At 49.7% G+C, this 26,556-nt stretch carries 30 protein-coding genes and 2 tRNA genes; 3 read left to right on the top strand and 29 right to left on the bottom strand.

The window, feature by feature from the left end; genetic code table 11:
* Nucleotides 1–76: 76 nt before the first annotated feature.
* The 10 genes from DEALDRAFT_RS10905 to rpsF form a co-directional block, all read right to left on the bottom strand.
* Nucleotides 77–1,627, bottom strand: a complete 1,551-nt coding sequence (locus DEALDRAFT_RS10905; protein ID WP_008517397.1) for a M23 family metallopeptidase — start codon at nt 1,625–1,627, stop codon at nt 77–79.
* Between the two features lie 175 nt (nt 1,628–1,802).
* Nucleotides 1,803–1,877, bottom strand: a tRNA-Glu gene (locus DEALDRAFT_RS10900).
* 7 nt (nt 1,878–1,884) lie between these two features.
* A tRNA-Lys gene (locus DEALDRAFT_RS10895) sits at nt 1,885–1,960 on the bottom strand.
* An 88-nt stretch (nt 1,961–2,048) separates the two neighbouring features.
* Nucleotides 2,049–3,332, bottom strand: a complete 1,284-nt coding sequence (locus DEALDRAFT_RS10890) for an adenylosuccinate synthase (protein WP_008517395.1) — start codon at nt 3,330–3,332, stop codon at nt 2,049–2,051.
* 130 nt (nt 3,333–3,462) lie between these two features.
* Nucleotides 3,463–4,824, bottom strand: coding sequence for a replicative DNA helicase (gene dnaB / locus DEALDRAFT_RS10885; RefSeq protein WP_008517393.1), 1,362 nt, complete (start codon nt 4,822–4,824; stop codon nt 3,463–3,465).
* Nucleotides 4,825–4,837: 13 nt separating this feature from the next.
* Complete coding sequence (lonC, locus tag DEALDRAFT_RS10880) at nt 4,838–6,784, bottom strand: Lon family ATP-dependent protease (RefSeq protein WP_008517391.1); 1,947 nt, start codon at nt 6,782–6,784, stop codon at nt 4,838–4,840.
* 20 nt (nt 6,785–6,804) lie between these two features.
* Nucleotides 6,805–7,245 carry a 50S ribosomal protein L9 gene (rplI, locus tag DEALDRAFT_RS10875; protein ID WP_008517390.1) on the bottom strand — a complete coding sequence of 147 codons (441 nt, stop codon included), beginning with the start codon at nt 7,243–7,245 and terminating at the stop codon, nt 6,805–6,807.
* Nucleotides 7,246–7,452: 207 nt separating this feature from the next.
* Nucleotides 7,453–7,683, bottom strand: coding sequence for a 30S ribosomal protein S18 (rpsR, locus tag DEALDRAFT_RS10870; protein ID WP_008517387.1), 231 nt, complete (start codon nt 7,681–7,683; stop codon nt 7,453–7,455).
* 43 nt (nt 7,684–7,726) lie between these two features.
* On the bottom strand, nt 7,727–8,119 hold the full coding sequence (locus tag DEALDRAFT_RS10865) for a single-stranded DNA-binding protein (protein WP_008517385.1): 393 nt from the start codon (nt 8,117–8,119) through the stop codon (nt 7,727–7,729).
* A 21-nt stretch (nt 8,120–8,140) separates the two neighbouring features.
* Nucleotides 8,141–8,431 (bottom strand): 30S ribosomal protein S6, encoded by a 291-nt coding sequence (rpsF, locus tag DEALDRAFT_RS10860; RefSeq protein ID WP_008517384.1) that lies wholly within the window; start codon nt 8,429–8,431, stop codon nt 8,141–8,143.
* Between the two features lie 161 nt (nt 8,432–8,592).
* Between rpsF and DEALDRAFT_RS10855 the strand changes: the two genes are divergently transcribed.
* Nucleotides 8,593–9,537 (top strand): SIR2 family protein, encoded by a 945-nt coding sequence (locus DEALDRAFT_RS10855; protein ID WP_008517382.1) that lies wholly within the window; start codon nt 8,593–8,595, stop codon nt 9,535–9,537.
* Between the two features lie 85 nt (nt 9,538–9,622).
* Here the strand turns inward: DEALDRAFT_RS10855 and DEALDRAFT_RS10850 are convergent, their stop codons facing one another.
* The 4 genes from DEALDRAFT_RS10850 to DEALDRAFT_RS10835 form a co-directional block, all read right to left on the bottom strand.
* The gene (locus DEALDRAFT_RS10850; protein ID WP_008517381.1) at nt 9,623–9,817 is read right to left on the bottom strand and encodes a DUF951 domain-containing protein; all 195 of its coding nucleotides are present in this window, start codon (nt 9,815–9,817) and stop codon (nt 9,623–9,625) included.
* A complete protein-coding gene (locus DEALDRAFT_RS10845) occupies nt 9,810–10,697 on the bottom strand; it encodes a mechanosensitive ion channel family protein (protein WP_008517379.1) in 888 nt (295 codons plus the stop codon). Before DEALDRAFT_RS10845 ends, DEALDRAFT_RS10850 begins: the two co-directional genes overlap by 8 nt.
* A gap of 30 nt (nt 10,698–10,727) precedes the next feature.
* A complete protein-coding gene (locus DEALDRAFT_RS10840) occupies nt 10,728–11,375 on the bottom strand; it encodes an adenylate kinase (protein ID WP_008517377.1) in 648 nt (215 codons plus the stop codon).
* A 135-nt stretch (nt 11,376–11,510) separates the two neighbouring features.
* On the bottom strand, nt 11,511–12,149 hold the full coding sequence (locus DEALDRAFT_RS10835) for a CvpA family protein (protein WP_008517376.1): 639 nt from the start codon (nt 12,147–12,149) through the stop codon (nt 11,511–11,513).
* Nucleotides 12,150–12,279: 130 nt separating this feature from the next.
* Here DEALDRAFT_RS10835 and yyaC point away from each other — a divergent pair, with 130 nt between their 5' ends.
* Nucleotides 12,280–12,918, top strand: a complete 639-nt coding sequence (gene yyaC, locus DEALDRAFT_RS10830) for a spore protease YyaC (protein WP_008517375.1) — start codon at nt 12,280–12,282, stop codon at nt 12,916–12,918.
* A 40-nt stretch (nt 12,919–12,958) separates the two neighbouring features.
* Here yyaC and DEALDRAFT_RS10825 read toward each other — a convergent pair whose 3' ends face one another.
* The 15 genes from DEALDRAFT_RS10825 to rpmH all read right to left on the bottom strand — a co-directional run bounded on the left by DEALDRAFT_RS10825 (nt 12,959) and on the right by rpmH (nt 24,535).
* Nucleotides 12,959–13,198, bottom strand: coding sequence for a YkuS family protein (locus DEALDRAFT_RS10825; protein ID WP_008517374.1), 240 nt, complete (start codon nt 13,196–13,198; stop codon nt 12,959–12,961).
* A gap of 48 nt (nt 13,199–13,246) precedes the next feature.
* Nucleotides 13,247–14,203, bottom strand: a complete 957-nt coding sequence (locus DEALDRAFT_RS10820) for a diacylglycerol/lipid kinase family protein (protein WP_008517372.1) — start codon at nt 14,201–14,203, stop codon at nt 13,247–13,249.
* Entirely contained in the window at nt 14,200–14,697 is a 498-nt protein-coding gene (locus DEALDRAFT_RS10815; protein WP_008517368.1) for a DUF4446 family protein, read from the bottom strand. The genes DEALDRAFT_RS10820 and DEALDRAFT_RS10815 overlap by 4 nt, the downstream gene beginning before the upstream one ends.
* A 63-nt stretch (nt 14,698–14,760) precedes the next feature.
* Complete coding sequence (locus tag DEALDRAFT_RS10810; protein WP_008517367.1) at nt 14,761–15,474, bottom strand: DUF554 domain-containing protein; 714 nt, start codon at nt 15,472–15,474, stop codon at nt 14,761–14,763.
* A gap of 93 nt (nt 15,475–15,567) precedes the next feature.
* Entirely contained in the window at nt 15,568–16,416 is an 849-nt protein-coding gene (locus DEALDRAFT_RS10805; protein ID WP_008517365.1) for a ParB/RepB/Spo0J family partition protein, read from the bottom strand.
* Nucleotides 16,394–17,170: a ParA family protein gene (locus tag DEALDRAFT_RS10800; RefSeq protein WP_008517364.1), complete on the bottom strand. Its 777-nt coding sequence runs from the start codon at nt 17,168–17,170 to the stop codon at nt 16,394–16,396. The genes DEALDRAFT_RS10805 and DEALDRAFT_RS10800 overlap by 23 nt, the downstream gene beginning before the upstream one ends.
* Nucleotides 17,171–17,324: 154 nt before the next feature.
* Nucleotides 17,325–18,224, bottom strand: coding sequence for a nucleoid occlusion protein (gene noc / locus DEALDRAFT_RS10795; protein WP_008517362.1), 900 nt, complete (start codon nt 18,222–18,224; stop codon nt 17,325–17,327).
* A 173-nt stretch (nt 18,225–18,397) separates the two neighbouring features.
* The gene (rsmG, locus tag DEALDRAFT_RS10790) at nt 18,398–19,105 is read right to left on the bottom strand and encodes a 16S rRNA (guanine(527)-N(7))-methyltransferase RsmG (RefSeq protein WP_008517360.1); all 708 of its coding nucleotides are present in this window, start codon (nt 19,103–19,105) and stop codon (nt 18,398–18,400) included.
* Between the two features lie 2 nt (nt 19,106–19,107).
* The gene (gene mnmG, locus DEALDRAFT_RS10785) at nt 19,108–20,991 is read right to left on the bottom strand and encodes a tRNA uridine-5-carboxymethylaminomethyl(34) synthesis enzyme MnmG (protein ID WP_008517357.1); all 1,884 of its coding nucleotides are present in this window, start codon (nt 20,989–20,991) and stop codon (nt 19,108–19,110) included.
* A gap of 21 nt (nt 20,992–21,012) precedes the next feature.
* Nucleotides 21,013–22,395 (bottom strand): tRNA uridine-5-carboxymethylaminomethyl(34) synthesis GTPase MnmE, encoded by a 1,383-nt coding sequence (gene mnmE, locus DEALDRAFT_RS10780; RefSeq protein ID WP_008517354.1) that lies wholly within the window; start codon nt 22,393–22,395, stop codon nt 21,013–21,015.
* A 76-nt stretch (nt 22,396–22,471) separates the two neighbouring features.
* Nucleotides 22,472–23,092, bottom strand: coding sequence for an RNA-binding cell elongation regulator Jag/EloR (gene jag, locus DEALDRAFT_RS10775; RefSeq protein WP_008517352.1), 621 nt, complete (start codon nt 23,090–23,092; stop codon nt 22,472–22,474).
* Nucleotides 23,092–23,754 carry a YidC/Oxa1 family membrane protein insertase gene (locus DEALDRAFT_RS10770; RefSeq protein ID WP_008517351.1) on the bottom strand — a complete coding sequence of 221 codons (663 nt, stop codon included), beginning with the start codon at nt 23,752–23,754 and terminating at the stop codon, nt 23,092–23,094. The genes jag and DEALDRAFT_RS10770 overlap by 1 nt, the downstream gene beginning before the upstream one ends.
* Nucleotides 23,755–23,985: a membrane protein insertion efficiency factor YidD gene (yidD, locus tag DEALDRAFT_RS16515; RefSeq protein ID WP_083798750.1), complete on the bottom strand. Its 231-nt coding sequence runs from the start codon at nt 23,983–23,985 to the stop codon at nt 23,755–23,757.
* 35 nt (nt 23,986–24,020) lie between these two features.
* Nucleotides 24,021–24,371, bottom strand: coding sequence for a ribonuclease P protein component (rnpA, locus tag DEALDRAFT_RS10765; protein ID WP_083798749.1), 351 nt, complete (start codon nt 24,369–24,371; stop codon nt 24,021–24,023).
* A gap of 29 nt (nt 24,372–24,400) precedes the next feature.
* On the bottom strand, nt 24,401–24,535 hold the full coding sequence (gene rpmH / locus DEALDRAFT_RS16510) for a 50S ribosomal protein L34 (protein ID WP_083798748.1): 135 nt from the start codon (nt 24,533–24,535) through the stop codon (nt 24,401–24,403).
* 429 nt (nt 24,536–24,964) lie between these two features.
* Here rpmH and dnaA point away from each other — a divergent pair, with 429 nt between their 5' ends.
* On the top strand, nt 24,965–26,329 hold the full coding sequence (dnaA, locus tag DEALDRAFT_RS10760) for a chromosomal replication initiator protein DnaA (RefSeq protein WP_008517346.1): 1,365 nt from the start codon (nt 24,965–24,967) through the stop codon (nt 26,327–26,329).
* The last annotated feature ends 227 nt before the right edge of the window (nt 26,330–26,556 follow it).

Below are 26,556 nucleotides of genomic sequence, written 5' to 3'. Positions count from 1 at the left end.
TTATATTACAAGCAGATTACAGTGGAGTTATTTTTATATGACAAAGCCCGGACAAGGTCCGGGCTTTGGGGTTTCTTTAGAAAAACTGCATCGGGTTTACATGAGAGCCGTTGCGAAGCACTTCAAAATGCAGGTGCGGGCCGGTGGAATTGCCGGTGCTGCCTATTCGGGCAATCTGCTGACCGCGCTGTACTGTTTGGCCCACAGAAACCTGGTTTGAAGAGTTATGCGCATACCGTGTCACATAGCCGTTTCCGTGGTCAATGGTTACCATCAGTCCGTACCCGCCGGACCAGCCGGCCTGGGTCACCCGTCCACTGTCTGCAGCCAACACCGGTGTACCACTGGAAGTGGCAATGTCTACACCACGATGGAATCCGCCTCCACGCGGTCCGTACGGGGATGTAATTCTGCCGCCGCCGGATACCGGCCACTGGAACCGGCCGGTGCCCTGTGCGGCAGGTACTGCAGCCGTACCCCGGGCCACAATCCGGTCTTCCGGTTCCTGAATAACCTCTTCAGACACCATTTCACGCTTAACTTCATGACCATTTTCTGTGGTAATTCGATACGTAACTTCTTTGGTTCCCTGTTTCCCCGACTCAACAACGCGGGTGTTGCCGCGATACATGCTGCTGTCATTTTGGTACTTTGTTTCGTAGGGGATTCTTTGGGTCACTACCACATCTTCGGTTACCGATACATTAACAAGGGGTTGGGAGACTAAAAGGTCCAGTTCCTCACCGGGCTTGATACTGTCTTCATCTATCTGGGGGTTGGCTTCCCTGATCTCACTGACGGTAAGATTATTGTTTCGGGCAATGGTCCACAGCGAGTCCCCGCGGGAAACCAGATAAGTTTCCCGGCGGTCTGTACCGCGGGCCAGAATCTGTGTGGCTGTTTCCGCAGCGTATAATTCATCGGGATCCACCAGCATCAGGCGCGCCTCCACCTGGTCGTTTAAGACCACGGCCTGGATAATGGCATTATCATCGCCGCTAACATAGGCGGTTTTTAAACCTTCCAGCACCGTTTCGTAATCTTCTTCACTCTCCACTGCCAGAGTGGATTTGCCATTTATGTAAATGACATAGGCGTATACATTATAATCCAAAGTGCGGCGAAGGTAATCCTTCACTTCCCAGTCATCGGGTTTCTCGCCCCGGCGCTGCTCCCTCTCCACACGGATTTGCTGAAGTGCGCTCACGTCCAGGCCAAAACGCTCTTCTTCCTGCTCTTTAAGCTCGGCCAGAAGCTCCGTGACAAATTCCTCTTCGCTTATCAGTCCCACTTCCTCATCATCAACATAGACCACATAAGCGTAGGATCCTGCCTGAACCACCAGCGAAGTGGCCAGGATTAAACCCACGGCCAAAACGGCGCCGACATATTTTAAATTAATGCGCCTGGCCTGCGCAAGAAGTTTTGTAAAATCCGGCTTAGGAACCTTTATGTCCCGAAGTTTAGTTAAATCCGGTTTTGGTAACCTCACTGACTGTAACTTGGCTTTAAATTTTGCCAGATCCGGCTTGACCAGCTTTGCTGAGCGTTGCCGTAACCCTGTCAACCCTGCCTGCAGCTTTTTCTTAGCCATTTGCATGATTGCCGTCAGTTTTTCTTTATGCATATGACACCTCTCTAGTTTGCCGGGAAAATATGTAATTTCCGGTTCTACAATGGTATTTTCTGACTTCACTTCAGTCTATTTCTTCATTTCTTAAGAAAATCCTGCAAAAATTTAATACTTTATTAAAAAAACTTAAAAAAAAATAAGAGACCATTAATAGGTCTCTTAACATTCTTGGTGACCCCTACGGGAATCGAACCCGTGTTACCGGCGTGAAAGGCCGGTGTCTTGACCGCTTGACCAAGGGGCCAGAATAATGGTGAGCCATGGTGGGCTCGAACCACCGACACCCTGATTAAAAGTCAGGTGCTCTGCCAACTGAGCTAATGGCTCAAATGTCCTACGGAATAATATACTACTATATCATTGATACTTTGTCAACGGTTAATTCAGGAAATAAGCAATGCCTTAGAAGAGAGCCTTAGAAGAGGTCCTGCAGTACCTTGGTCTGGCTGCGTTTTGGGCCCACAGAAACTATGGCCACCGGCACTCCGGATATTTCGCTGATGCGCTGCACATAATTTTTGGCCGCCGGGGGGAAATCTTCAAACCGCTCAATGGCTGCCAAATCTTCCTGCCAACCGGGAAATTCTTCAAAGATGGGCTCACAGTCCTCCAGAGCGCTCAAGGTTGCCGGTACATGGTTAATTATTTCTCCCTGGTAGCGATAGGCGGTGCATATTTTCACTGTATCCAATCCGGTCAGTACATCCAAAAGGGTCAGCGCCAGGCAGCTGAGGCCGTTAATCCGGGCTGCATGAGCCAAAACCACCGCATCAAGCCAGCCGATACGCCGCGGCCGTCCCGTTGTTGTCCCGTATTCCCTGCCCACCTCACGGATGCGGTCGCCCACTTCATCGTGAAGCTCCGCAGGAAACGGTCCGTCGCCCACCCGGGTGGTATAGGCCTTGGCCACGCCCAAAACGGTATTGATGCGGGTTGGGCCCACACCGGCTCCGATACATGCTCCTCCCGCAGCAGGGGAGGAAGAGGTTACATAGGGGTAAGTGCCGTGATCCAGGTCCAGCATGGTTCCCTGGGCTCCCTCAAAGAGAATCTTCTTATTATCACTGATTAGATCGGCTAAAAGCAGGCTGGTATCGGTAACGTAGGGGCGAAGAATCTCAGCATATTCTCTGTATTCCTCCACCAGCGAATCCACATCAAAGGCCTCGGCGCCATACACCTTGGATAGTAAGATATTTTTTCCTTCCAGAATACCGCTTAGTTTTTGCCGTAGTTCCTCTTCATTGAGCAAATCCGCAACTCTCATTCCGGTACGGTTGACCTTATCCATATAGGCCGGCCCTATGCCGCGCAGAGTAGTGCCGATTTTACCTTCTCCACGCTGTGTTTCTTCCAACTCATCCAGTCGTTTGTGATAAGGCATCACCAGGTGTGCCCGGTCACTGATGCGCAAATTGGCAAGGTCAATGTTTCTTTCCTTTAGCCCCGCCATCTCGCTGGCCAGTGCTGCGGGATCCAAAACCACCCCGTTGCCGATTACACAGATTTTGCCGGGATAGAGAATCCCGGAAGGAATCAAGTGCAGCTTAAATACCTCGTCACCCACACTCAATGTATGCCCGGCATTGGTTCCTCCCTGATAACGAACTACCACATCTGCCTTTTCCGCAAGAAAGTCGGTTACTTTCCCTTTTCCTTCATCTCCCCATTGAGACCCGATTAAAACGACGGTCGACATGCACTCACTTCCTTTCTGGTATAAAAATAACCCAAACAGAATTTTTAATTCCATTTGAGTTACAGATAGCAATCTCCACCTTTTTTTTCTTGGTTTTTCCACCATAGTTTAGCAGAGTAAAGGATTTTTGTCAAGCGGTGGCCGGAGGTTCCATCCCCGGTTCATGGTCACGGGAAATGCTGAGGAATTTGTTGTGGCTCTCTTTGAAGTACAGGTTAATGGTCCCTACCGGGCCGTTTCTCTGCTTGGCCAGGATAATTTCTGTATCCTGACGGTTTTCCATGTTGGGATCATAATAGCCTTCGCGATAAATAAAGGCCACAATATCGGCGTTGGCTTCAATCCCGCCCGATTCCAGCAGGTCACTGAGAATGGGCCGCTTCTTTTCCCGCTGTTCCACCGCACGGGATAACTGAGACAGCGCCACAACGGGGCAATCCAGTTCCTTGGCCAGTGCCTTCAGGGAACGGGAGATACCCGAAATTTCCTGTTGTCGGTTTTCCGCCCGTCCGCTGCCCTGCATCAGCTGCAGGTAGTCGATAAAGATGGCAGACAGGCCATGCTCCGCTTTAAGGCGGCGGGCTTTGGCCCGCATCTCCATCACGGAAATGGCGGCGGTGTCATCAATAAACAGCGGCGCTTCCGCCAGCGGCCCCGCCGCCTTGGTCAGCCGGGGGTAATCATCCTCGGCCAGAAAACCGCGCCGCAGGCGTTGCGCGTCGATATTGGCCTGGGCACAAAGAATCCGCTGTACCAGCTGCTCTTTGGACATTTCCAGGGAAAAGACAGCCACCGGCAGTTTTTCATTCACCGCTATATGCTGGGCTATGTTTAGCGCCAGGGTGGTCTTACCCATACTAGGCCGGGCGGCCAGAATAATCAAATCTGAATTCTGGAAGCCGGAGGTCATGTTGTCCAGGTCGGGGAAACCGGTGGGCACACCGGTTACGCCCCCTTTGTTGCCCCACAGTTTATCGATGCGGTCAAAGGCACCTTTTAAAATATCCTTCATCAAAGCAAACCCCTGGGGGTTAGAGCGCTGGGATACTTCAAAAATGGCCTGCTCGGCCTCATCCATGATTTCTTCCACATCGTCCTTGGCTTCAAAAGCGCGCGAAACAATACGGGTGGCGCTGTTAATCAGCGAACGCAGCACCGCTTTCTCCTGCACAATGCGGGCATAATAACCCACATTGGCCGCGGTGGGGACTATATTGGCCAGGGTGGTGAGATAGGGCATGCCGCCGATATTATCCAGCTGGTTTTGCTGGCTTAACTCCTCGGCCAAAGTAACCAGATCCACCGGTTCACCGCGTTCACTTAAATCCAGCATGGCCTGGTAAATTTTTTGATGGCCGTCACGATAAAAATCTGTGGCCCGCAAATATTCGCTGGAGGCCACAATGGCATCTTTGTCAATCAGCATAGAGCCCAGAACAGACTGTTCCGCCTCCAGGTTTTGCGGGGGTACCCGTTCCATATTCCCGCTCATAGGACACCTCTTTTTAGGAAACTTTATTTCTTTTCTGCACCAGTTCTGCGGCGGTTTCTCCAAAGAACCAGGGCAGAGCTTCTTCTACAGTGGCCACGGGAATAACCTGCATCCCGTCCGGCACTTTGGGAACATCATCTTTATTCTCTTGCGGTACTAAAACCACCGGCATGCCGGAAAGTCTGGCACCGTAGATCTTTTCGGGGATTCCGCCCACAGGACGGACATAACCCTGCAGGGAAACTTCGCCGGTCACAGCAACGTTTTGCCGCACAGGCCAGTCTTTAATAGCGCTTATCAGGGCAATAACCACCGCCAGTCCCGCAGAAGGACCGTCTATACGTCCGCCACCGATTACATTGACATGCAAATCATAGTCCTGTAAATCCTCCCCGGTGATACGACGGATGACCGCCGCCGCATTAAAAACCGAATCGCGGGCCATGCTGCCGGCGGTTTCATTAAACCGGATTGTACCTTTGCCGGGCTGGCGGGCAGGAAAGGATATGGCCTCTATTTCCAGCACTCCGCCATGGTAGCCGCTCACTCCCAGGCCAAAAACCCGGCCGCAAGCTTCACCTTCGGTATTTTTCTGCGGCGCATTGGGACTGTGGCGCCCGGAACGCAGGGAATCCATCACAATCTCCCGGGTGATGATAATTTCTTCGTTGTCACTTTCGGCCTGCCGGTACAGAGCCAGTCCAAAAGCATCTGACACCAGGTTTACCGCCTGGCGACCTTCGGTGGTATATTCGCTGATGGTGCGCGCCACGCCCGGTTCCAGTTTGGCTTCCAGCTTGACGGCGGCACCGGCGGCAATTTCTTCAATGTGCGCTGAAGTCAGTGGCTCAAAAAACACTGAGGTGCAGCGGGAACGCAACGCCGGATTAATTTCCTCCGGGGCGCAGGTTGTGGCTCCGATAAGCACAAAATCTGCCGGAGCCCCTTCTTCAAAAAGCTTACGGATATACTGCGGCACCTGGCTGTCGCTGGAATCATAATATGCGGAATCAAACTTGACGTTTTTATCTTCCAGTACCTTTAAAAGCTTACTCTGCAGGTGCAAATCCAGCTCGCCGATTTCATCGATAAACAGGATACCGCTGTGCGCCTCGGTTACCAGGCCCGGCTTGGGCTCCGGCACACTGCCGTCCACCAGGTCTCTTTTGGCGCCCTGATAAATGGGATCATGGACCGACCCCAAGAGGGGATTGGTGGTCTCTCTGGGATCCCAGCGCAAAGTGGTGCCGTCAACTTCCACAAAGGGCGCTTCGGCATGAAAAGCACTTTGTTTCAGCTTTTTGGCTGCCTCCAGTGCCAGGCGGGCCGCTGTGGTTTTACCCACGCCGGGAGGGCCGTAGATAATCATATGCTGGGGATAGGGAGAGGCCAGCTTGGCCATCAGCGCCTGAACCCCTGCTTCCTGGCCCACTATTTCGTCCAGGGACTGGGGACGCAGAATATCCATGGCGGAACGGTTAAGTTTTTGGCACTTCATCTTTTCCAGCTGGGCAAACTTTTTTAATGTCTGCGGGCTTTCCGGGCCGCCCTGTTCTTTAACCAGCTGGCGCTTAACTTCCATTATATATTCTTCATGCTTTTCCTGCATTTTCTCCGCCACTTTGCGCTCAATGGAATCTTCCACAGCGCGGCGGGCGGTCTGGTCCGCCAGCTCGTCATAGAGCTCCTGTAATACAGCGGGAATATCCTCCATAGCCGGAGTCTCCACGATGGCGGGGTTTTCATAAATCACCCGCTGCAGACCCAGTACCCTTTCCTCCGGTTTACGGGAACGCAGCAGAGTTAAAGCCTCCAGCTTCCCTGCCTTTAAAATCAGCTTATCTGCACCAACCATCCCGGATAGCATGGTATAGAGGGCATTGATCTCCCGCTTAAGCTGATCTTCCTGGTCCAGTGACTGTAGGTTTTGTGATACTCTTGTTGTCCATGTTTTTTTCATTACTACAAGCTCCTTAGTGCTTATGACTTAACGATAAGCTCCAGGTTGGCATCCACTTCGGGATGAAGTTTTACACGTACAGAATACGTCCCCAGAGCCTTTACCGGGTCGGAGAGTTCTACTTTACGCTTGTCCACGGAAAAACCCTGTTTTTTCAGGGCAGCCGCCACATCATTGCTGGTGATGGAACCAAACAGGCGGCCGTTTTCACCCACCTTGGCCTTCATCTCCAACTTAAGCCCATTTAGCTTGGACGCCGTTTCCTGGGCTTCAGTCAGGGCTTTGGCTTTTTTGCCTGCCACCACTTTTTCCTGCTGCTTATGCTGCTTTAAGTGGCCGCCGCTGGCTTCCACCGCCAGACCACGGGGCAAAAGGAAGTTTCGGCCGTAGCCTTCCGCCACCTCTTTAATCTCACCCTTTTTTCCCAGAGCCTTAACATCTTTTAATAAAATCACCTGCATCTGATCAACCTCCTCTTCACAGGCAACAGACTTGCGTGACTGTTCTTCTTTCCACAAGCCGCAAATGATTTCCTGCCTGTTTTCCTTTGCTTTTCATTGCTAATTTTTCGCTATTTTTGGGAAGATAGGAAAAGCATCATAAACTGTGAAACAGATTTGCCTGCCGGTATATGAAAAGCGCCCGGAACCCGGACGCTTATCCTTTATTTACTCAGTTGAGTAGGGCAGCAAAGCAATATTGCGGGCCCTTTTAATGGCAATGGTCAGCTGACGCTGATGCTTGGCGCAATTGCCGGAAATACGGCGCGGCAGGATTTTGCCCCGCTCGGTGACAAAACGTGCCAGCTTGCCTGTCAGCTTATAATCGATATTCTGCACTTTATCTACACAGAAGTTACAGACTTTACGTCTGCCTCTGCGACCACGCTCTCTGCGCATTACCTAAACCTCCTTTTGTTCCCACAACCGCCCTCAGGCAGGCTTAAAAGGGAACGTCATCTTCACCAATCATTGAATCATCGAAGGCCGGTGGCCCGTCAAATGAACGCTTTTCCTTGGTGTCGAGGAACTGGACGCTGTCGGCCACCACTTCTGTTGCGGTTCGCTTTTGTCCTTCGCGGTCCTCATAAGAGCGAATCTGCAAACGGCCCTCCACAGCCACCAGGCTGCCTTTTCCCAGGTACTTGGCACAGTTTTCCGCCTGGGCGCGCCAGACCACAATGGGTATAAAATCCGCTTCCTTCTGTCCACCCTGTGAGGAAAACCGGCGGTTAACAGCTAACGTAAACGAGGCCACCGCCACGCCGTTTGCCGGTGTGTACCTAAGCTCGGGGTCTCTTGTCAGACGACCTATCAGCACGATACGGTTTAGCATTCATTTCACCACCTGCACACTTTATTCTTCTTCTTTAACAAAGAGGTAACGAATGACATCATCAGATATCCGGAAGTTCCGCTCCAGCTCGTCGGTTGCACGCGACTCACCGGTATAGTTGAAGAGCACATAATACCCTTCATTGAACTTCTTCTTTACCTCATAGGCCAACTTGCGACGTCCCATGCGATTTACATTGGTTACTTCAGCGCCTTCACCTTCCAGGATACCCTTAAATCTTTCCACCAGAGTATCATAAGCTTCCTCTTCCAGTTCGGGCTTTAAAATAAACATGGTTTCGTATTTGTTCATGGCCTATTTCACCTCCTCCCTATGGACTTTTGGCCCCCGGTAACCGGGAGCAGGGAAGTACATCCTTTATAGTACCATAATCAGCCAGACAAGACAAGCATGAGATTAAAAAATGATGCTCATGCTATTAACATGACTTTTTTCGACAGGACTGTGATAAGATGGACCTTTATTTACTGGGAGCCGGCTTTTCCAGCGATGCCGGCGTGCCCACCATGAAAAACTTTATCGCTGCGGTGGAACAAACCAAAGAAACCCTGGCCGATAAGACTGTTTGGGAAGTACTGGACCGTGCCGTTGGTTATGCCGCAGAAACCGGCACCCAAAACATAGAAGACTTGCTGGCAGCAGCTATAAATAAGCCGGTTTTCTTTGATTTAATCTGGGCTTTCGGCATGACCATCAACCAGTGTTCCCGTAAATTTCTTGACATCTGCCGCACCGGCGGTGATGTGGGCTGGTACCAGGACTTTGCGCGGCTTTTGGCCAACACCGACGCCCGGGTCCTTACTTTTAACTATGATTTAATATTAGAGGACGTATTGTGGTGGCGTACAGGTTTGGGGGAAGATTATTCCCTCTCCTTTACAGAAAGCTACTGTCGCCCCTGCCATACGGCAAAAGCCGGCGCCGTGCCCATCTACAAACTTCACGGCTCCATAAGCTGGCTTAGGTGCCTAAGCTGCAGTTACTCGGCAAACCGTTACCGGCACATCCTGGCCGACGCTTATCACCAACAGCCCTGCCCGCTGTGCCAAAAGCCCCTGATTCCGCTGATTATCCCGCCCACCTTCCATAAAGCATCTGTTCTGGCCCGGCCCCTTACCCCCCTCTGGCAGCAGGCCGACCGGCTTTTAGCCCGCGCCACCCGCATTATCATCGGCGGGCTGTCTTTTGCCCAACGGGACGCCGACATTCGCGCCCGGTTCATAAGCGGCATCAAAAACAATCTCAGCCTGGAAGAGGTGGTCATCATCAACCGTGATGAAAAACGGTGTGCCGCCATCGGAGAACTCTTGCCGCCCGCCGTCCCCTGGCGCGCTGTCTCCGGCTTCCCCCAATTCTGCCGCGAAACGCAAAACAGGGACGGACCTTTTTTCGCTTAAACCGTGCAATATATTGCATAGGTTCATATGTGGGGCCTGACCCCACAAGAAGTATGGAAAAACCCCGGCACGCCGGGGTTTTGGTTTAGCTCTTTTCATTATCGGTGAGTACTTCACGTACGCCTTTTTCGAATTTAGCTCTGGGCACCATGACGCTGCGTCCGCATCCGCTGCATTTAATGCGAAAATCCATGCCGATGCGCAGAATCTGCCAGACATTGCTGCCGCAGGGATGCTGTTTTTTCATGCGAACTGTTTGGCCCACGGCATAATCAGCCATGCTGATTTTCCTCCTTGTCATTGCCCCGGTCATAAATTACCCGGCGTGGATAGGGGATTTCAATGCCCAGCTCATCAAATTTATTTTTAATGGCCCGCAGCATATTCCGTTCCACCTGCCACTGTGTCATGGGTTCTGTTCTGGCAATAATGCGGATTTCCACAGAAGAGTCTGCCAGTTCCACCACGCCCAATACGGTGGGACCCTCTACCACATCCTGTTCACTTTCACCAAACTCCCGCATCAGCTCTTCCAGCACCACAAGAACATGGTCCACATCTTCCTCGTAGGCCACACCCACATCCACCATGGCGCGCATGTTGCCGCGGGTTCTGTTGGTTACCGTTTCAATCATCCCGTTGGGCAAAATATGGAGCTCGCCGCCAAAATCGCGGATCTTGGTGATTCTAAGCCCCAGCTCTTCCACAATACCGGAATAGGAGCCGGTGGTTATGAAATCGCCCACAGAAAACTGATCTTCCAGAATGATAAAGAATCCGCCTAAGAGATCTCTTACCAGGTTTTGCGCGCCAAAGCCCACGGCCAGGCCCAAGACACCGGCACCGGCCAGGATGGGCCCAATTTCCAGACCCAGTTCTGCAAGTATTAGCACACCGGCCAGCGCATAAAGTACATAGCGCAGGATAGAGGATAACAGCGCAATCAGCGTGTTTACCTTGTTTTCCGGTATATAGGAAGGCTTGTCCTCCGTTGGTGCGAAGATACGGTGAATCAGAGCGTTACCAAAGCGCATGGCCAGTCTGGTCAGAACCAGAATGATAAGGATTGTCAAAATCCGGCCGCCCCAATTCAGAGCCAGAGGATAAAGTACATCCTCCAGATTGGCACCTAAGAAGTTGCCCTGTAGTAATTCCTGCATCAAAAAACTCCTTACCTAGCCTAAGTAAACCTATTGTTTATCAAGTACGGATGTGATCTCTTTAAATACCTCATCAATATCTTTGGAACCGTCCACCGTAAAAAGGATTCCCTTTTCATCATAGTACTTAATCAACGGCTCGGTCTGATTGTTATATACTTCCAGGCGCTGCTTTACCGTCTCTACGGTATCGTCTGAGCGCTGGTACAATTCACCGCCGCACTTGTCACAGACACTTCTTACCTTAGGCGGGTTAAACTGTACATGGAACGAGGAACCACAGCTTCTGCAGACACGACGCCCGGTCAGCCGCTCCACCAGCTCTTCCTGATCTACATCCACATTTACCACACCGGTCAGCGGTGTACCCATCTCCTGCAGTGCTTCATCCAACGCTTCCGCTTGTGCCAGCGTCCGGGGGAAGCCGTCCAGCAGATAACCGTTGTCACAGTCAGGCTGCTTCAGCCTTTCCTTGACAATATTAACCACCAATTCATCGGGAACCAATTCCCCTTTGTCCATATACTCTTTGGCTTTCAGACCCAGCTCGGTGCCTTCCTTGATGGCAGCGCGGAAGATATCACCGGTGGAAATATGGGGGATGTTATATTTTTTTACCAGCCTCTCTCCCTGTGTCCCCTTCCCGGCGCCGGGGGGGCCCAGCAGAACTATACGCATGCGTACATCTCCCTCCTTCTTAGCATTCTGAATATTTTGACCTTCTATGTATTCTGCCCAAAGAGTGGGAAATCCTGCATTTTCGCCAAAAGAAATGGGCTGCAAATAATTACGGATCTTTCATATCACTGCTTATCAGATAAACTGCAGTAGATAAGATACCATCCAGGCAAGATAGGAAACGGTCAGGTCTTGATGCAAAAAACCGAAAATGCCCAGCATGGACAGGGCATCCAGCGCTACACAAACCACCATTGATAACATCAGCCCATATAAAGCGCCCAAAAGTACACCGACCAGCCGCTGATGCTCTGGTATATTTTTCCAATTTGTTCCAAAGTGCTTTACTCTGATGAGCAGGGTGATAATCGCTGCTATAAATACAAAGAAAACAAAGAGAGCCAGCACTTTTACCAGCATGGTTGCCATCAGTGCCAGGGCTCCTTCTCCCGTAGCCGCCGGCAGCAGCTGTGCCTCCGGCATCAGTCTCAGCATAACCTGCCCGGCCAGGGGGGGGAGGTTAACTCCTGTTGTTTGGGACGTGCCGGCTTCCAGCACCAATTGCGAATTTTTGCTAAAGAATTCTGCAAAGACTGTTTCTGCCTGCCACTCCTGATTAAGGTAGGCACTAAATGGACGTTGAAAATAAACCGCCATGGCTAAAGCTGCCCCCAGCCCCAGACAGTGCAGAAACATTTTATAGCCGCCGTAGATGTAGCCCTTTGCCGCGCTCCACAGGGTCATGGTCAATGCAGCCAGATCGATCCAGGACATTCTAAAACCTCCGCATAACTTTATTTCCCGGGAAATAACGAAAATTACCATAGTATGCCAAATACTCTACACATAAAAAGGATGGCAGTTAAATATACTATCATATACGTATTCTTTGCGGGGGTATGCTATGTCTAACATTGGAAATCGTCTTCTGAGTCCACATAAAAAGAACGTCAGAGTTGAAAGTACCGATCCTTTTGCAGTTCAAAAAATTAGGTGTACACTTAATCAGATGCTGGAGGATAAATATCAGCAACCCGTTCATCAGCTTGTGGTGTTGTGTATCGGGACAGACCGGTCCACAGGCGATGCCCTGGGACCGTTAATCGGCACCAAACTAGGACGCCTTCAACCCAGGCATGCCGCAATTTTTGGCACTCTGGATGAACCGGTACATGCAGTTAATTTAGCAGAAACCATTGACAAAATTAATAACACTTACCCCTCTCCTCTGATAATTGCGGTGGATGCCTGCCTGGGGCGGATGGAAAGCGTGGGGTCCATCGACATCGGCATTGGTCCCATGAAACCGGGAGCAGGAGTAAACAAAGAGTTACCCGCCGTAGGAGAAATCCATATCAACGGCATTGTTAATGTGGGAGGTTTCTTAGAGTACTTTGTTTTGCAAAACACCCGCCTCAGCGTGGTGGTCCGGCTGGCGGAAACCATCGCCCGGGGGCTTTATTTCAGCCTGCAGAGCCTACCCAGGCTAAGCAGTGACGACAGTAAAAAGCAAGGCAAGCCCGAACTTGTACATTCAGGATGAGCACACTAAAAAAATCAGGCACCCGTCGGTGCCTGATTTTTTAGTGCAACCATTTGCTTTCCAGTTGTTTCAGGACATCTTCTGGCGTCAACCCCTGGGCACTGATTACCGGGGCATCGGTCATGGCGTCCTGCATATTCATAAAGTTTTTGTCACCACCGCTGATAACTGCCGCATCAGCCTGAGCAACAGACTTCATATCTACGACCTTATACCCTTTCTGCTGCAAATATTCCCTGATGGGGGACAAACCTTCTTCCACTGCAATTCTGCGTTCCATGGATCATGCCTCCTTTTCTGGCATTATCCTTCGCATTTAGCGGTGTTTTTATACTGCCGGGCTTATTTTTTCGTTTTCTGCAGCAGGGACCTTTATGCTAATGGCGTGATGGCACATCTCTACTTTCAGCGGAGTTTTACCGATCAGTTCACCGTCGGCATGCACATGAAGGGGCTTAGCACATTTTACAGCAATTTGTTTGCCGCGCAAAACTTGTACTGCCGGATGTTTTACGTGCTTACCCTGATAAACCAGGGGGAAGAGGCGCATAAACTGCAGGCGGTGTAGTTTACCCACAATGACCACATCTGCATAGCCATCCTGGGGATCGGCTTCCGGAGCTACTCTCATGCCGCTGCCGTAGTATTGGGCGTTAGCCACCGAAACAAGCCAGGCGTCCAATTCCGTGTGTTTTCCATCCACAGTAATGTGAAAGCGATGTGGGCGATAAAACACCAACTGTTTAACCAAGGCCAGCATGTATCCCAGTGAACCGGAAACTTTTTTAAACAATCGGTTGGCATCGGCCACCACCTCCGCATCCAGGCCGGCCCCCACCACATTATAAAACAGCTTTCCGTTCAGACGCCCCAGGTCCAAAGGCACTATATTACCGTCAAGCAAGCTGCGGCAGGCCTGAACGGGGTTGGCAGGAATAGAAAACGTACGGGCAAAATCGTTTCCCGTTCCGGCCGGGATAATACCCAACACGGCATCGGTGCCGTAAATGGCCGTGGCAATGAGGGACATGGTCCCGTCACCCCCCACCCCGGCTACCACAGCCCCCGGTGTTTCTGCCGCCTTCTTTGCCAGTGCTGTCAGATTATCCTCATCCTCACTGATGGCAAACCAGTAGGGGATGTCTTGTTGATGCAGGTATTGCTGTAATTCGTCCCAGGCTGTGCGGGCTTTGCCGTTGCTGGCTGCAGGATTAATGATAAAATACAGCGGCCTGTCTTTAGCAGGCAGATGGCTGGCCCTATCCTCAAAATGCTGTGGACTCATGTTTTTTCCTGTATGGAGAGCGGCTGCAGGGAGGCCGCCGCCTGACGGATAGCTTCTTGTTCCTCCATACTCAGCTGGTAGGTGGACTCCCCGTTCTTAACCGGCTTGGCATACGTCCGTGATTCTTCCCTGCCGTAAATACTGCTTATAACCACGCCGTTTCTCTGTGCATCCAGATAGGCCACAGCAAAACTGAGGTCACTGCCGGTTTCCTGGAAAGCATTGAAACGAACCACTCCGATACCGCGCGTTGCGGTATCCAGCACTTTTTCAATCTTCTCCATCCGCTTCCGGTTAGAATTAATACTCTCATTAACCATTCGGATATCGGCAAAAAGGTTTTCCAGCGTTCCTTCCAGGCTTTCCCCGTTTCCCCCGACCATAAACTCCTGGTACCGACGGGAAAGAAATAAAAACTTACGATATAAGACCAGATAAAAAATAAACAGCACCGCCACAGCCGCCAAAAAAATTAATAACAAATATTCTTCCATACAAAACCTCCTATAAAAGTGCAGCTATAAAATTTTCGCCATAAAGAAATCAAATCCTTGTAACTAATAAAATAAATTTGGCAGTATCCCGGTCCAGATTAAAACCACAATAAATGCGGGCAGAAAATTTGCCACCCTGATCTCCTTTAACTCCAACAAGTTAAGCCCAATGGCCACAATGAGCAAACCGCCCACACCTGAGAGCTCAGTTACAACTTCCGGCCCTAAAAAAGGCTGCAGTGTGCCTGCGGCCAACGCAATCCCCCCCTGATAGATCATCACCGGTACCGCGGAGAGTGTAATACCGATGCCCATTGTTGCCGCAGCGGAAACAGCAATGGCCCCGTCCAAAACGGCTTTTACATAAAGGGTGTCATGCCGCCCCAGCAGGCCGCTTTCCAACGCTCCATTTACGGCCATGGCACCCACACAGTACAACAGGGTACCAAACACGAAAGCACGGGAAATTCCCGATTCACTCTTAGCTGCCCGCTGCTCCAACCATGCTCCGGTTCGACGCAGCCAGGCATCAATACCTATCAACTCCCCGGCAATCCCGCCCAAAACCACACTTAACACCACAACCAGGATGTTTTGCGCTTCCAGCGCCATTTTTATACCGATTAGCAGCACTGCCAGCGAGACGCCCTCCATCACCAACACTTTCATTTTTTCCGGTATCCGGCTTCCCAGAAATAAACCAAGCACGCCCCCGGCCACAATGGCAGCACTGTTTACCACTGTACCCAGGAGCGCAAAACCCCATGTAACCTCCATGGCCAACCTCTCTTATTGTCCGATTAAATGTTTCACGTGAAACACTAAGGTATTTTCCGCAAATGTTTCACGTGAAACAAATTATAGTACTGATTAAAATAATATCTCGCATACTCTTTCCAGTTCATCCAGATCGTAAAACTGAATCTCCAACTTGCCGCCGCCTTTGGCAGACATGCGAACGTTTACTGCCGTTCCACAGACCTGACGCAACCTGTCCTCCAAGTCGGCAATATAGCTGTCTGTGGCCCCACCGGTTGCTGCCCTTGGCTTTCTCGCCGCTTTCTTCTTCGGCTCCTGGCCGGCCATTCTCTCCGTATCCCGGACTGACAGGCCCAACTCCACCGCTTTACGGGCGGCTAGGGGTTGCTTTTCCAAGGGTAGAGACAGAATGGCCCGGGCATGCCCCTCACTTAACTGCTGGTTGGCCACAAAATTGCGTGCCTCGGGGTGCAGAGCGGTGAGGCGCAGGGTGTTTGCCACCGCTGAGCGGCTTTTTCCAACCCTTTCAGCCAGCTGTTCCTGTGTGTAATTAAACTCTTCCATCAGGCGCTGATAGGCCTGTGCCTCTTCCAGCGGGTTTAAATCCTGCCTTTGCAGGTTTTCAATCAAGGCAATCTCCATCATCTCTTTGTCGGTGAGAGGACGGATTACCACCGGGACCCTTTGTAGGCCGGCTTTTTTGGCAGCGCGTAACCTTCTTTCTCCCGCCACCAGTTCGTACTCTCCGTCGGAGGGACGCACAATAAGCGGTTGCAGAATTCCGTGCTGTTCCACGGAGCGAGCTAGCTCCGCCAGTTTCTCCTCGTCAAAATGCTTTCTGGGCTGATATGGGTTAACACTGATTTGTGCAACATCCACATCCACCGCATCGGAGAGCGGGGTATCCTCTATTTCTGGAATCAGAGCCTGCAGACCTTTACCCAGCCGCTTTTTGCTCATTGGCCATCACTTCCTTTGCCAATTCTATATATGTTTCTGCGCCTTTGGAGCGCTCGTCATAGACAATGATGGGTTGTCCGTGACTGGGAGCTTCACTGAGGCGCACGTTCCGGGGAATCACAGTTTTAAATACTTTATTACCAAAATAGTTGTGCACCTCGTCGGCCACCTGGTTTGCCAGGTTGGTGCGGGAATCAAACATTGTCAGCACCACACCTTCATACCGCAGTTCTGTGTTTAAGTGCTTCTGCACCAGCTTTACCGTATTAGTCAGCTGGCTTAGCCCCTCCAGGGCATAATATTCACACTGAATTGGTACCAAAACAGTGTCGGCAGCAGTTAGGGCATTAATGGTTAACAAGCCCAGGGAAGGAGGACAATCTATGATTATGTAATCGTATAAATCTCTGACCTCTTCCAGGACGCGGCGTAGCCGAACTTCACGGGACATGGTTGGTACCAGCTCAATTTCAGCACCTGCCAGCTGAATGGTGGCCGGAACCAAATCCAGGTTCTTAATGACGGATTTAATAATAATGTTTTTTAAGGGCAGTTCATTAATTAATGCATCGTAAATACATACTTTAATATTCTTTTTTTCCTGTCCTATTCCACTTGTGGCATTCCCCTGAGGATCGATATCCAAGAGCAGGACAGAACGTCCTTGTGCAGCCAGGCACGCACTCAGATTCACCGATGTGGTAGTTTTCCCCACACCGCCTTTTTGGTTAGCCACCGCAATTACACGGGACATGATTCCACCTCGCTTCTCCGCAGTACGATATAAATTCGCGAATTTTGGCTCTTCTCCTGCAGGGTGGCATGATTTTCATGTATTTTCAGGTCGAACATTGTCCGGATTGCGGCAAAGTCGATTCCGCAAGTTAACAGTCTTGCCCTAGCAATGCTTATTGCCCGGGCAATAATGGGCGCTGTACTGCGGCAGCAACCGATGTCGATTTAACAGCCTGAGCAGAATTCTTTTTGTTTTTGGGAAGCCGAATGGTAACCTCAATACTGTCACCAAGATCATTTTCCTGTAGTCGGGCATTTAACCCGCCGGCTTCCAGGATAGAGACAGCCTGGCGGACAGTGTTCAGGAAAATACGGATATCGCGGATAATAACTTTTTTACGCTCCTTCACCGCAGTGGGCTCCAGGTTACTGAGATAATCCGCCACCCGTTTCTCAGTCTGCTGAACCGTATAACGCAGGTTACATACTTCCTGCAGAATTTTTAACTGATCTTCTTCGCCAGGTAGCTTGAGCAGGGCACGGGCGTGCCGCTCCGTCAACTCCTGTATCTGCAACTTCTCTTTTACTTCCCGCGGAAGTTTGAGAATACGCAGCTTGTTGGCGATGGTGGATTGGGACTTCCCCAGCCTTTGCGCCAGCACTTCCTGGGTTAACTTAAACTCGCGAATCAGGCTTTCATAGCCCTGTGCCTCTTCCAAAAAGGAGAGGTTTTCCCGCTGCAGGTTCTCAATGAGAGCCACGGTGGCCATGGCACTGTTGGATAATTCCCTGACTATGGCCGGTACTTCTGCCCAACCAAGTTTCTTACAGGCCAACAGCCGGCGGTGCCCCGCCACCAGTTCATAGCCGGTGGCAGACTTACGGGCAATTACAGGTTGGAGCAGCCCGTAAGTTTTAATTGACTGCGCCAACTCATATATTTTTTCCTCTTCGATGTTTTTACGTGGTTGGTAGGGGTTTGGTCGAATATTTGCAATGGCTATGTATTGAATCTGCTCCTGATCGAACTGGGTTTCCTCAATCTCCATAAGGGTTTTTAATTCCTCCGCCATTAAATTACCTCCGTTCGGGTTAGTTTAGCATAACTATATTTTTCGACACAGGAAAGGAATATCCTGCCATCTTGCCGGGAAGAAAATGAAAACATTCGGGGAATAAAATAAGCGCAAAAGACAAATTTTGTCTTTTGCGCCATACTATACTGCAAAAAGTATCAAGGTCTCAGCTATAAAGGGCGTTTTTCCGGTAATCCTGCCTTGCGGGGGTATTTTGCCGGTGTGGTCTCCAGCTTACGCAAAAAAAGCAGTGACCTCTCACCCATATTCTCTGGAAGCTGGTAGCGCCACTCTTTTCCCGGCGCACCGCCCAATTGGGAGAGGGCATTTTGTGCCTCTTGCAATTCGGTTGCTCCTTCCGGTCCCTTATAAGCTACAAAATAACCGTTTTGGGAGACAAAGGGCAGACAAAGCTCCGCCAGCACATTCAGTCTGGCAACGGCCCGGGAAACAACAAAGGGGAATTGTTCCCGGTAATCATCCTGCCGGGCATAATCTTCGGCCCGACCGTGGATAACTGTGACATTCTCCAATTCCAAAGCGGAAACCAGATCCTTAAGAAAGGAGACTCGCTTCTTGGAGGAGTCCAATAACGTGAGAGAAATTTGCGGACAGGCTATCTTTAAGGGGATTCCAGGCAGGCCGGCCCCTGTTCCCACATCCAGTAGGGGGCCCTTAAATTCCCGGCAGGCAGAGAGAACTTCCAGAGAATCCAGGAAATGCTTGATCATTACCTCTGCCGGCTCGGTAATACGGGTCAAATTAACCTGCCGGTTAGCTTCCACCAGTTGCCTGTAATACATCTCAAATCTGTCCGGAGCTTCCGGCGGCAGGGTAATGTTGCGAGTCTTTGCCAGTTCCCATATCTTATCACGCATATTTAGCGTCCCTCCCGTCGGCGCCGCTGCTCCATATAAACCAAAAGCACCGCAATGTCTGCTGGAGATACTCCGGAAATACGGCTGGCCTGACCCACAGAACGGGGGCGGATTTTCATCAGCTTTTCCACAGCTTCTGTGGATAACCCATCCAAATCACAATAAGGAAGGTCTTCGGGCAATGCTTTGTTTTCCATTTTTTTATATTTCTCAATTTGCTGTAACTGTTTTTCTATATAACCCTGATATTTTATTTGAATTTCCACCTGACGGGCTGCCTCCCCGCTCAGACGATGTTCTTCACCCAGGATATGAATTATGGCATCATAGGTTAATTCAGGTCGTTTAAGCAACTGCCCGGCGGCCACAGGACCGGAAAGAGGCTTGCTGCCTTTTTCCTGCAGTAAGTCATTTACAGCCGCAGCAGGAGAGATGTTTACAGAGTTAAGGCGCTCTATTTCCTCCTCCACAGCGCGGCATTTCTCCTGGAATTTCTGAAAGCGTTCTTCTGATACCAGGCCCGCTCTGTGTCCCAGCGGGGTCAGGCGCAGATCCGCATTATCCTGCCGGAGAAGCAGACGGTATTCGGCACGGGAGGTCATCATCCGGTACGGTTCAGAGGTGCCTTTGGTTACCAGATCATCAATTAATACTCCGATGTAGGCCATGGAACGGTCTATATGCAGCGGAGGTTGGCCCTTAAAGGTTAAAGCAGCATTAATTCCGGCCACAATCCCCTGGGCCGCCGCTTCTTCATAACCGGAAGAACCGTTAATCTGTCCGGCACTGAAGAGTCCCGCAACCGTTTTTGTTTCCATGGTGGGTTTAAGCTGCAGCGGATCAATGCAGTCATATTCTATGGCATACCCGGGGCGCATAATCAACACATTTTCCAGGCCGGGGATAGTTTTTAACATGGCGCGCTGCACATCTTCAGGCAGGCTGGTGGACATCCCCTGGACATAAAACTCAGCTGTATTGCGTCCTTCCGGCTCCAGAAAAACCTGATGGGAAGGACGCTCACTAAAGCGGACCACCTTATCTTCAATGGAAGGACAATAGCGGGGACCCACACCTTCAATATCCCCGGCATATAAAGGAGAGCGGTGCAGGTTTTCCTGAATAACCCGATGGGTCTCCTCGGTGGTATGAGTGAGCCAACAGGGAACTGATTCAATCTTTGGCGGTACCTGGGCAAAGGAAAAAGAAAAGGGGTCTTCATCACCTGGTTGAATCACAGTTTTGCTAAAATCGATGGAATCGCGGTGAATACGGGGCGGGGTGCCGGTTTTAAAACGTAAAAGCTCCAAACCGATACGCTTCAGATAGCCGGAAAGTTTAGTGCTGGCCAACTGACCGTTGGGCCCACCGGCAGTCATGGAAGCGCCCACAATAATACGGCCCCGCAGGTATGTTCCCGCGGTGAGCACCACCGCTTGTGTTTTATACATTGTACCGTTTTGAGTTATCACACCGCGGATCCGGCCACCCTTGACCTGAAACCTTTCCACGGTAGCTTGCTGTAAATCCAGGTTCGGGGTATTCTCCAAAACAGTACGCATCTCCCGCTGGTAGACCCATTTGTCAGCCTGGGCACGCAGCGCATGGACAGCGGGCCCCTTGGCGGTATTTAACATGCGTATCTGAATTTTGGTCCGGTCAATGACCTTGCCCATTTCACCACCCAGCGCATCCACTTCACGGACCAAATGTCCCTTGGCGGGACCACCTATGGCCGGGTTACAGGGCATGAGAGCCACCGCGTCCAGGTTCAATGTTAACAGTAATGTCTTACAGCCCATGCGAGCAGAGGCCAGCGCCGCTTCACTGCCGGCATGACCTGCTCCGATAACAACCACATGGTATTCTCCTCCGAGAAAATTCATCTGCCTCACCTCAAACTATGTTTACTTCCCGATACAAAAGGCACTGAATATTTCATCAGCCAGATCTGCTCCCACAGTCTCACCGGTAATTTCCCCCAGGGCATCCAGGGCCGAATGTAAATCTATGGCCAGCAGATCAATGGCAAAACCACTTTCCAAAGCTGAAAGCATGTCCTGCAAAAAGGTAAGCGAACGGCTCAAAGCATCTTTATGTCGGGCAGAAGTAACCATTGCCGACTGGGAGGGCTTAACATCGCCCTGAAAAACCAGAGAAACAATGGCCTCCTCCAATTCCTGCAAACCTCTGTTTTCCACCACCGACATGGGCACAACCGGCACAGAAGCCAACTCACTGTGCAGCTTGGTTGTCACATCTGCCGGGCTGCTGACCAAATCTGTTTTATTAACAATCACAATAAGGGGTTTCTCACCGGCCGCCTGCAGCAGTTCTATATCTTCCGCAGTGAGATCATCGGAGGCATCTAAAACATAAAGGACCAAATCTGCCTGCCCCAGGGCCTCCCGCGACCTCTCCACACCCATTTTTTCCACGGTATCTGTGGTTTCCCGGATGCCGGCGGTATCTACCATGGTAAGAGCTATGCCCCCCAGGTTAACGCTTTCCTCCAGCACATCCCGGGTGGTTCCGGGTATATCGGTAACAATGGCTCTCTGCTCCTTTAACAGGGCATTGAGCAGGGAACTTTTACCCACATTGGGACGGCCCACAATGGCGGTTCGTAACCCCTCCCGTAATATACGGCCCTTATCTGCTGTTTGTAACAGCAAGTCAATTTCTTTGTGGGCCAGCTCAGCTGCTTCCCTGAGCTGCACAAAAGCCACATCTTCCACATCCTGGTGTTCGGGAAAATCGATGGAGGCTTCCATATGCGCCAGCACCGAAAGGAGCTGCTGCCTGATTTCTCCAACCTTTTGGGAGAGACGGCCCTGCAGCTGGGCCACACTTAACTGCATGGCTGTTTCGGTGCGGGCCCGGATGATCTGGATTACTGCTTCAGCCTGAGCCAGGTCTATACGGCCGTTTAAAAAAGCCCGTTGCGTAAACTCTCCCGCTTCCGCCAGCCTGGCACCTAACTGCAGGGTTCGCTCCAGCGTTTTTTTAAGCGGCATAATTCCACCGTGACAGTTGATTTCCACCACATCTTCGGTGGTATATGTACGGGGGGAGTGCATAAAGGCCAGCAAAGCTTCATCCAGTACTTCGCCGCCCTCCCCAATAACATGGCCGTAATAAAGCTTATGGCTCTGTGGATTCTGCACAGGCCGATGGAAACGAAACAGTTCTTTGCCAATATCTTTGGCCTGGGGGCCGCTGATTCTGACAATACCTATACCGCCCTCACCCACAGGGGTTGCTATGGCGGCAATGGTATCTTCATGCATAAAAGCCACCTCTTTAACAGTTTGTGTGTGTGTAAAAAAACCGCCGCCCATATGAGCCGCGGTTTATTGAAATTAATTACCTGGGCGCGATGACCACTTTCCTGTAAGGTTCATCGCCCTGGCTATAGGTGGAAACATCGGGATGGTCCTGCAGAGCAGTGTGGATAATTCTTCTTTCCTGGGGGGACATGGGCTCCAGAATAACCTGCTTGCCATTTCTCAGAGCTTTTTTTGCCAGGTTGGAAGCAAGCACCCGTAGGGTTTCCTCACGTTTTTCCCGGTAATCTTCCACATCCAGGATAACACGGCGGCTCTGGCCGCTGAAACGCTTATGGTAGGCCACATTAAGCAGATACTGCAGGGCATTGAGTGTTTGGCCCCGTTTGCCGATTAGCATGCCCATTTTAGGTCCGCTCACATTCATTTTCAGAATGTCATCATCCTTAATAATTTCCACATCTCCGTCAAGATTCATCTTGGTCATGATGCCGTTTAAAAATTCAAGCAGATAGTTTTCCGGCCTTTCTTTTTCAGTGACGCGTACTCGAGCCAATTTTGAGCCAATCAGGCCAAACAACCCGTTGGAAGGTTCTTCCAGGGTTTCTACCTCAGCATATTCTGCATCTATTCCCAATTCTTCCAAAGCTTTTTGTGTAGCTTCACCCACTGTTTTTCCCGTAGCCTCTGCAGATCGCATTATTCGGTGACCGCTCCTTTCTTGACGTTCTTATTGATAAGGAAGTGCTGGCCAATGGACAAAGAGTTGTTTACCACCCAGTACAGAACCAAACCTGCAGGGAACTGTAAACTGAAGAACAAAAGCATCAGGGGCATCATAATCATCATAGCCTGCTGCGATTTGTCGCTCATCATCATTTTCTGCTGCAAAAAGGTGGTCACTCCGGAAATGATAACCAGCAAGTAGTAACCTATACTGGTGGCGGCAAACAAAAGGCCCAGTTCGCGCAGATCCATAACGGATACGGTCATATCCATTCCCAAAAACATGGTATCAGCGATGGTTACCTGATCACGTAAAACCTGAAACATGGCCCATAAGACCGGCATTTGAATCAATAACGGCAAACATGAAGCAGCGGGGTTAACCTTATGCTCTTTCCACAGCTCCATTGTTGCCTGGTTAAGCTTTTCCTTATCATTCTTATATTTTTCCTGTAATTTTTTTAGTTCGGGTTGCAACTCCTGCATAGCTTTAGCTGAAGTAAGCTGTTTGTTCTGCAGGGGCCAGGTAACAAGACGTATCAAAAGGGTTAACAAGATAATGGCAATTCCGTAATTGCCGGTGACATTATTAAAAAACATAAGAATCTCATTCAAAAAATCAACAATGGCGCCCATCTAGTGGCCTCCTTTATTCTGTGGTTCCACCGGGTCGTAACCGCCGGGATTAAATGGATTGCAACGCAAAAGCCGCCAAAGGGCCATTATTGTACCCCGAATAAATCCATAACGCTGCAAAGCTTCCAAGGCATATTGCGAACAGGATGGATAGAAACGGCAACTGGGTCTTTTCATGGGGGAAATGAATTTCTGGTAAATCCATATCAGTGCTATCAGTGGCCACTTCATTATATCACCTGTTATTTTCAAGTTCTTCTTTTAATTTAAACTGTAAAAAGGCCGCCCCGTTGTAAAACCCGTCTCATCTCGGCGGCGGCCTGCTTAAAGTCAAAACCCGCTGCGGGACGACGTGCCACAAAAACCAGATCATAGCCGGTGGCCAGATCGGCGGCATACATTTTGTACGTCTCCCTCAGCAATCTTTTCACACGGTTTCGTATCACAGCATTGCCAATTTTTTTACTGGTAATAAACCCGGTGCGATTCCCGTTCGCATTATTTTTCAACATTATCAAAACCAGACCACGGGATGCCACGGATTTACCATGCTGAAAGACCTGTTGATATTCGCTGTTTTTAGTGATACGTCCCTTTTTCTCCATATACTTATCCACATCGTTCCCCTAAACCAGGATACAGCAGGTTAAGCAGACAGTCTCTTTCTGCCTTTGGCGCGTCTTCTTTTAATAATCAGACGGCCCGCAGCCGTAGACATGCGGCTACGAAAACCGTGAATCCGCTTTCTTTTTCTTACTTTTGGCTGATAAGTCCGTTTCAATCCTCACACCTCCTAAAACTATCTCTATAAAGGTATCCTTGTCTATATCAAACCGATTATAACGTTTTCACTATTACATGTCAAGGTCTGGATTGTGGATAAACCCTTGATATTACTTGCTTTTTATCGCTTATACACAATGCGCTATTGCAGCATTGGAAAGATTTTGTTAAGATAGTATTGGTTTGAAGCATATTTTTTTACTACATAATTCGTTTGTAAAAAATTATTAATAAAATGTTAATAACTTTCCACAAAACTAGCCAAAAAAGCCTGTCCACTGGCTGTTTTATCATTTTATCCACATTTAATGTGGATAATTGCGTGCATTTGTGGATAAGCTCGTTTGCCCCATACAATCTACTTTTCCACTTGTGGATAAGATGTGTATGTTTATTATGTAGTAAGAATTAAGTAGGAGGGTACGTAATGGAACAGGAACTGCTGGAAATCTGGCAGGCCACACTAGATAAAATTTCGGAGAAGATGAGTAAGCCCAGTTTTGAAACATGGCTAAAAACTACACGTCCCGTTTCTTTAAGTGACGATACTCTTGTCATCAGTGTGCCTAATGATTTTACAAAAGACTGGCTGCAAGGCAGATATGCCGAGATGATCACAGAAACTCTGCAGGATGTTTCTAATAAAAATTACCATGTTCATTTTATCACACCGCGCATCAACGAAGATGAAACCTTCGATACATCCGGTGAAAAAGAAACGGCCCCGCGTTTAAAGCAGGTTGAGGAGCCAAAGTTGTCCTCTTCCTGGCTGAACCCCAAGTACACTTTCGATACTTTTGTCATCGGCAACAGTAACCGTTTTGCCCATGCTGCTTCACTGGCTGTATCGGAAGCACCGGCCCGAGCGTACAACCCATTGTTTATTTATGGGGGAGTGGGCCTGGGAAAAACTCACCTGATGCATGCCATTGGCCACCATGTGCTGGAGAACATCCCCTCTTATCGGGTGCTTTATATTTCTTCCGAAAAGTTTACCAATGAGTTCATCAATTCCATCCGTGATAACAAAACCGTGGATTTTCGTAACAAATACCGTAATATTGATGTGTTATTGATTGATGATATTCAGTTTTTAGCCGGTAAAGAACAAACACAGGAAGAATTTTTCCACACCTTTAATGCGCTGCATGAGAACAACAAGCAAATTATCATTTCCAGTGATCGTCCGCCAAAAGAGATTCCCACCCTGGAAGACCGGCTGCGCTCCCGTTTTGAATGGGGCCTTATTACCGATATTCAGTCTCCTGATCTGGAGACAAGAATTGCCATCTTACGCAAAAAAGCCCATTCGGAAAAAATCACGGTGGCCAATGATGTCATGTTATATATAGCAAATAACATTGTCACCAACATTCGGGAGTTGGAAGGCGCCTTTATCCGGGTTATAGCTTATTCTTCCCTGACCAATCGCAATATTGATGTTTCTTTGGCCGAGGAAGCACTACAAGGTATTCTTTCCCAAAAAAACCGTCCAAAATTCATCACCATCGAAAGGATTCAAAAAGAAACCTGCGAGCACTTTGCTCTTAAACCGGAAGAGTTAAAAGCCAAAAAAAGAACCAGGAACGTGGCCTTGCCCAGACAGGTGGCCATGTATTTGTCCCGAGAGCTGACCGATGCCTCCCTGCCTAAGATTGGAGAAGAATTTGGCGGAAGAGACCACACCACCGTGATGCATGCCCATAAAAAAATCTTACAGGACATGCGTAACAACAATGAGTTGCGAGGCACAATCGAACAGATAATCGAAAAAATTAACAACTGTGGATAACTTGTGGAAAAGATGCTTGTTTCCTGTTGTCAGTTTCTGAATAAATTAAGGGTCACTGTTAATATGTGAATCCTGTGGAAAACAAAACCGTTTTATCCACCGCTGTGTCCCCAGGGACAAGGCCCGGTATTATCAGCACCTTTTAGTGTTATACACACCATACACAGCCCTTAATACCAATACGACTAAAATTTAAATTATATGACTGTAAGTAATTCTTTAGAACC

Source organism: Dethiobacter alkaliphilus AHT 1 (assembly GCF_000174415.1).
GTDB classification, from domain to species: domain Bacteria; phylum Bacillota; class Dethiobacteria; order Dethiobacterales; family Dethiobacteraceae; genus Dethiobacter; species Dethiobacter alkaliphilus.
Note: the sequence above shows the minus strand (reverse complement) of the source record. Positions and strands in the feature narration are given on the sequence as shown.

What these genes read in the sequence shown, in the direction of transcription:
- DEALDRAFT_RS10905 (WP_008517397.1), bottom strand. Translation starts at nt 1,627, where the DNA reads ATGCATAAAGAAAAACTGACGGCAATCATGCAAATGGCTAAGAAAAAG.
- DEALDRAFT_RS10890 (WP_008517395.1), bottom strand. Translation starts at nt 3,332, where the DNA reads ATGTCGACCGTCGTTTTAATCGGGTCTCAATGGGGAGATGAAGGAAAA.
- dnaB (WP_008517393.1), bottom strand. Translation starts at nt 4,824, where the DNA reads ATGAGCGGGAATATGGAACGGGTACCCCCGCAAAACCTGGAGGCGGAA.
- lonC (WP_008517391.1), bottom strand. Translation starts at nt 6,784, where the DNA reads ATGAAAAAAACATGGACAACAAGAGTATCACAAAACCTACAGTCACTG.
- rplI (WP_008517390.1), bottom strand. Translation starts at nt 7,245, where the DNA reads ATGCAGGTGATTTTATTAAAAGATGTTAAGGCTCTGGGAAAAAAGGGT.
- rpsR (WP_008517387.1), bottom strand. Translation starts at nt 7,683, where the DNA reads ATGCGCAGAGAGCGTGGTCGCAGAGGCAGACGTAAAGTCTGTAACTTC.
- DEALDRAFT_RS10865 (WP_008517385.1), bottom strand. Translation starts at nt 8,119, where the DNA reads ATGCTAAACCGTATCGTGCTGATAGGTCGTCTGACAAGAGACCCCGAG.
- rpsF (WP_008517384.1), bottom strand. Translation starts at nt 8,431, where the DNA reads ATGAACAAATACGAAACCATGTTTATTTTAAAGCCCGAACTGGAAGAG.
- DEALDRAFT_RS10855 (WP_008517382.1), top strand. Translation starts at nt 8,593, where the DNA reads ATGGACCTTTATTTACTGGGAGCCGGCTTTTCCAGCGATGCCGGCGTG.
- DEALDRAFT_RS10850 (WP_008517381.1), bottom strand. Translation starts at nt 9,817, where the DNA reads ATGGCTGATTATGCCGTGGGCCAAACAGTTCGCATGAAAAAACAGCAT.
- DEALDRAFT_RS10845 (WP_008517379.1), bottom strand. Translation starts at nt 10,697, where the DNA reads ATGCAGGAATTACTACAGGGCAACTTCTTAGGTGCCAATCTGGAGGAT.
- DEALDRAFT_RS10840 (WP_008517377.1), bottom strand. Translation starts at nt 11,375, where the DNA reads ATGCGTATAGTTCTGCTGGGCCCCCCCGGCGCCGGGAAGGGGACACAG.
- DEALDRAFT_RS10835 (WP_008517376.1), bottom strand. Translation starts at nt 12,149, where the DNA reads ATGTCCTGGATCGATCTGGCTGCATTGACCATGACCCTGTGGAGCGCG.
- yyaC (WP_008517375.1), top strand. Translation starts at nt 12,280, where the DNA reads ATGTCTAACATTGGAAATCGTCTTCTGAGTCCACATAAAAAGAACGTC.
- DEALDRAFT_RS10825 (WP_008517374.1), bottom strand. Translation starts at nt 13,198, where the DNA reads ATGGAACGCAGAATTGCAGTGGAAGAAGGTTTGTCCCCCATCAGGGAA.
- DEALDRAFT_RS10820 (WP_008517372.1), bottom strand. Translation starts at nt 14,203, where the DNA reads ATGAGTCCACAGCATTTTGAGGATAGGGCCAGCCATCTGCCTGCTAAA.
- DEALDRAFT_RS10815 (WP_008517368.1), bottom strand. Translation starts at nt 14,697, where the DNA reads ATGGAAGAATATTTGTTATTAATTTTTTTGGCGGCTGTGGCGGTGCTG.
- DEALDRAFT_RS10810 (WP_008517367.1), bottom strand. Translation starts at nt 15,474, where the DNA reads ATGGAGGTTACATGGGGTTTTGCGCTCCTGGGTACAGTGGTAAACAGT.
- DEALDRAFT_RS10805 (WP_008517365.1), bottom strand. Translation starts at nt 16,416, where the DNA reads ATGAGCAAAAAGCGGCTGGGTAAAGGTCTGCAGGCTCTGATTCCAGAA.
- DEALDRAFT_RS10800 (WP_008517364.1), bottom strand. Translation starts at nt 17,170, where the DNA reads ATGTCCCGTGTAATTGCGGTGGCTAACCAAAAAGGCGGTGTGGGGAAA.
- noc (WP_008517362.1), bottom strand. Translation starts at nt 18,224, where the DNA reads ATGGCGGAGGAATTAAAAACCCTTATGGAGATTGAGGAAACCCAGTTC.
- rsmG (WP_008517360.1), bottom strand. Translation starts at nt 19,105, where the DNA reads ATGCGTGATAAGATATGGGAACTGGCAAAGACTCGCAACATTACCCTG.
- mnmG (WP_008517357.1), bottom strand. Translation starts at nt 20,991, where the DNA reads ATGAATTTTCTCGGAGGAGAATACCATGTGGTTGTTATCGGAGCAGGT.
- mnmE (WP_008517354.1), bottom strand. Translation starts at nt 22,395, where the DNA reads ATGCATGAAGATACCATTGCCGCCATAGCAACCCCTGTGGGTGAGGGC.
- jag (WP_008517352.1), bottom strand. Translation starts at nt 23,092, where the DNA reads ATGCGATCTGCAGAGGCTACGGGAAAAACAGTGGGTGAAGCTACACAA.
- DEALDRAFT_RS10770 (WP_008517351.1), bottom strand. Translation starts at nt 23,754, where the DNA reads ATGGGCGCCATTGTTGATTTTTTGAATGAGATTCTTATGTTTTTTAAT.
- yidD (WP_083798750.1), bottom strand. Translation starts at nt 23,985, where the DNA reads ATGAAGTGGCCACTGATAGCACTGATATGGATTTACCAGAAATTCATT.
- dnaA (WP_008517346.1), top strand. Translation starts at nt 24,965, where the DNA reads ATGGAACAGGAACTGCTGGAAATCTGGCAGGCCACACTAGATAAAATT.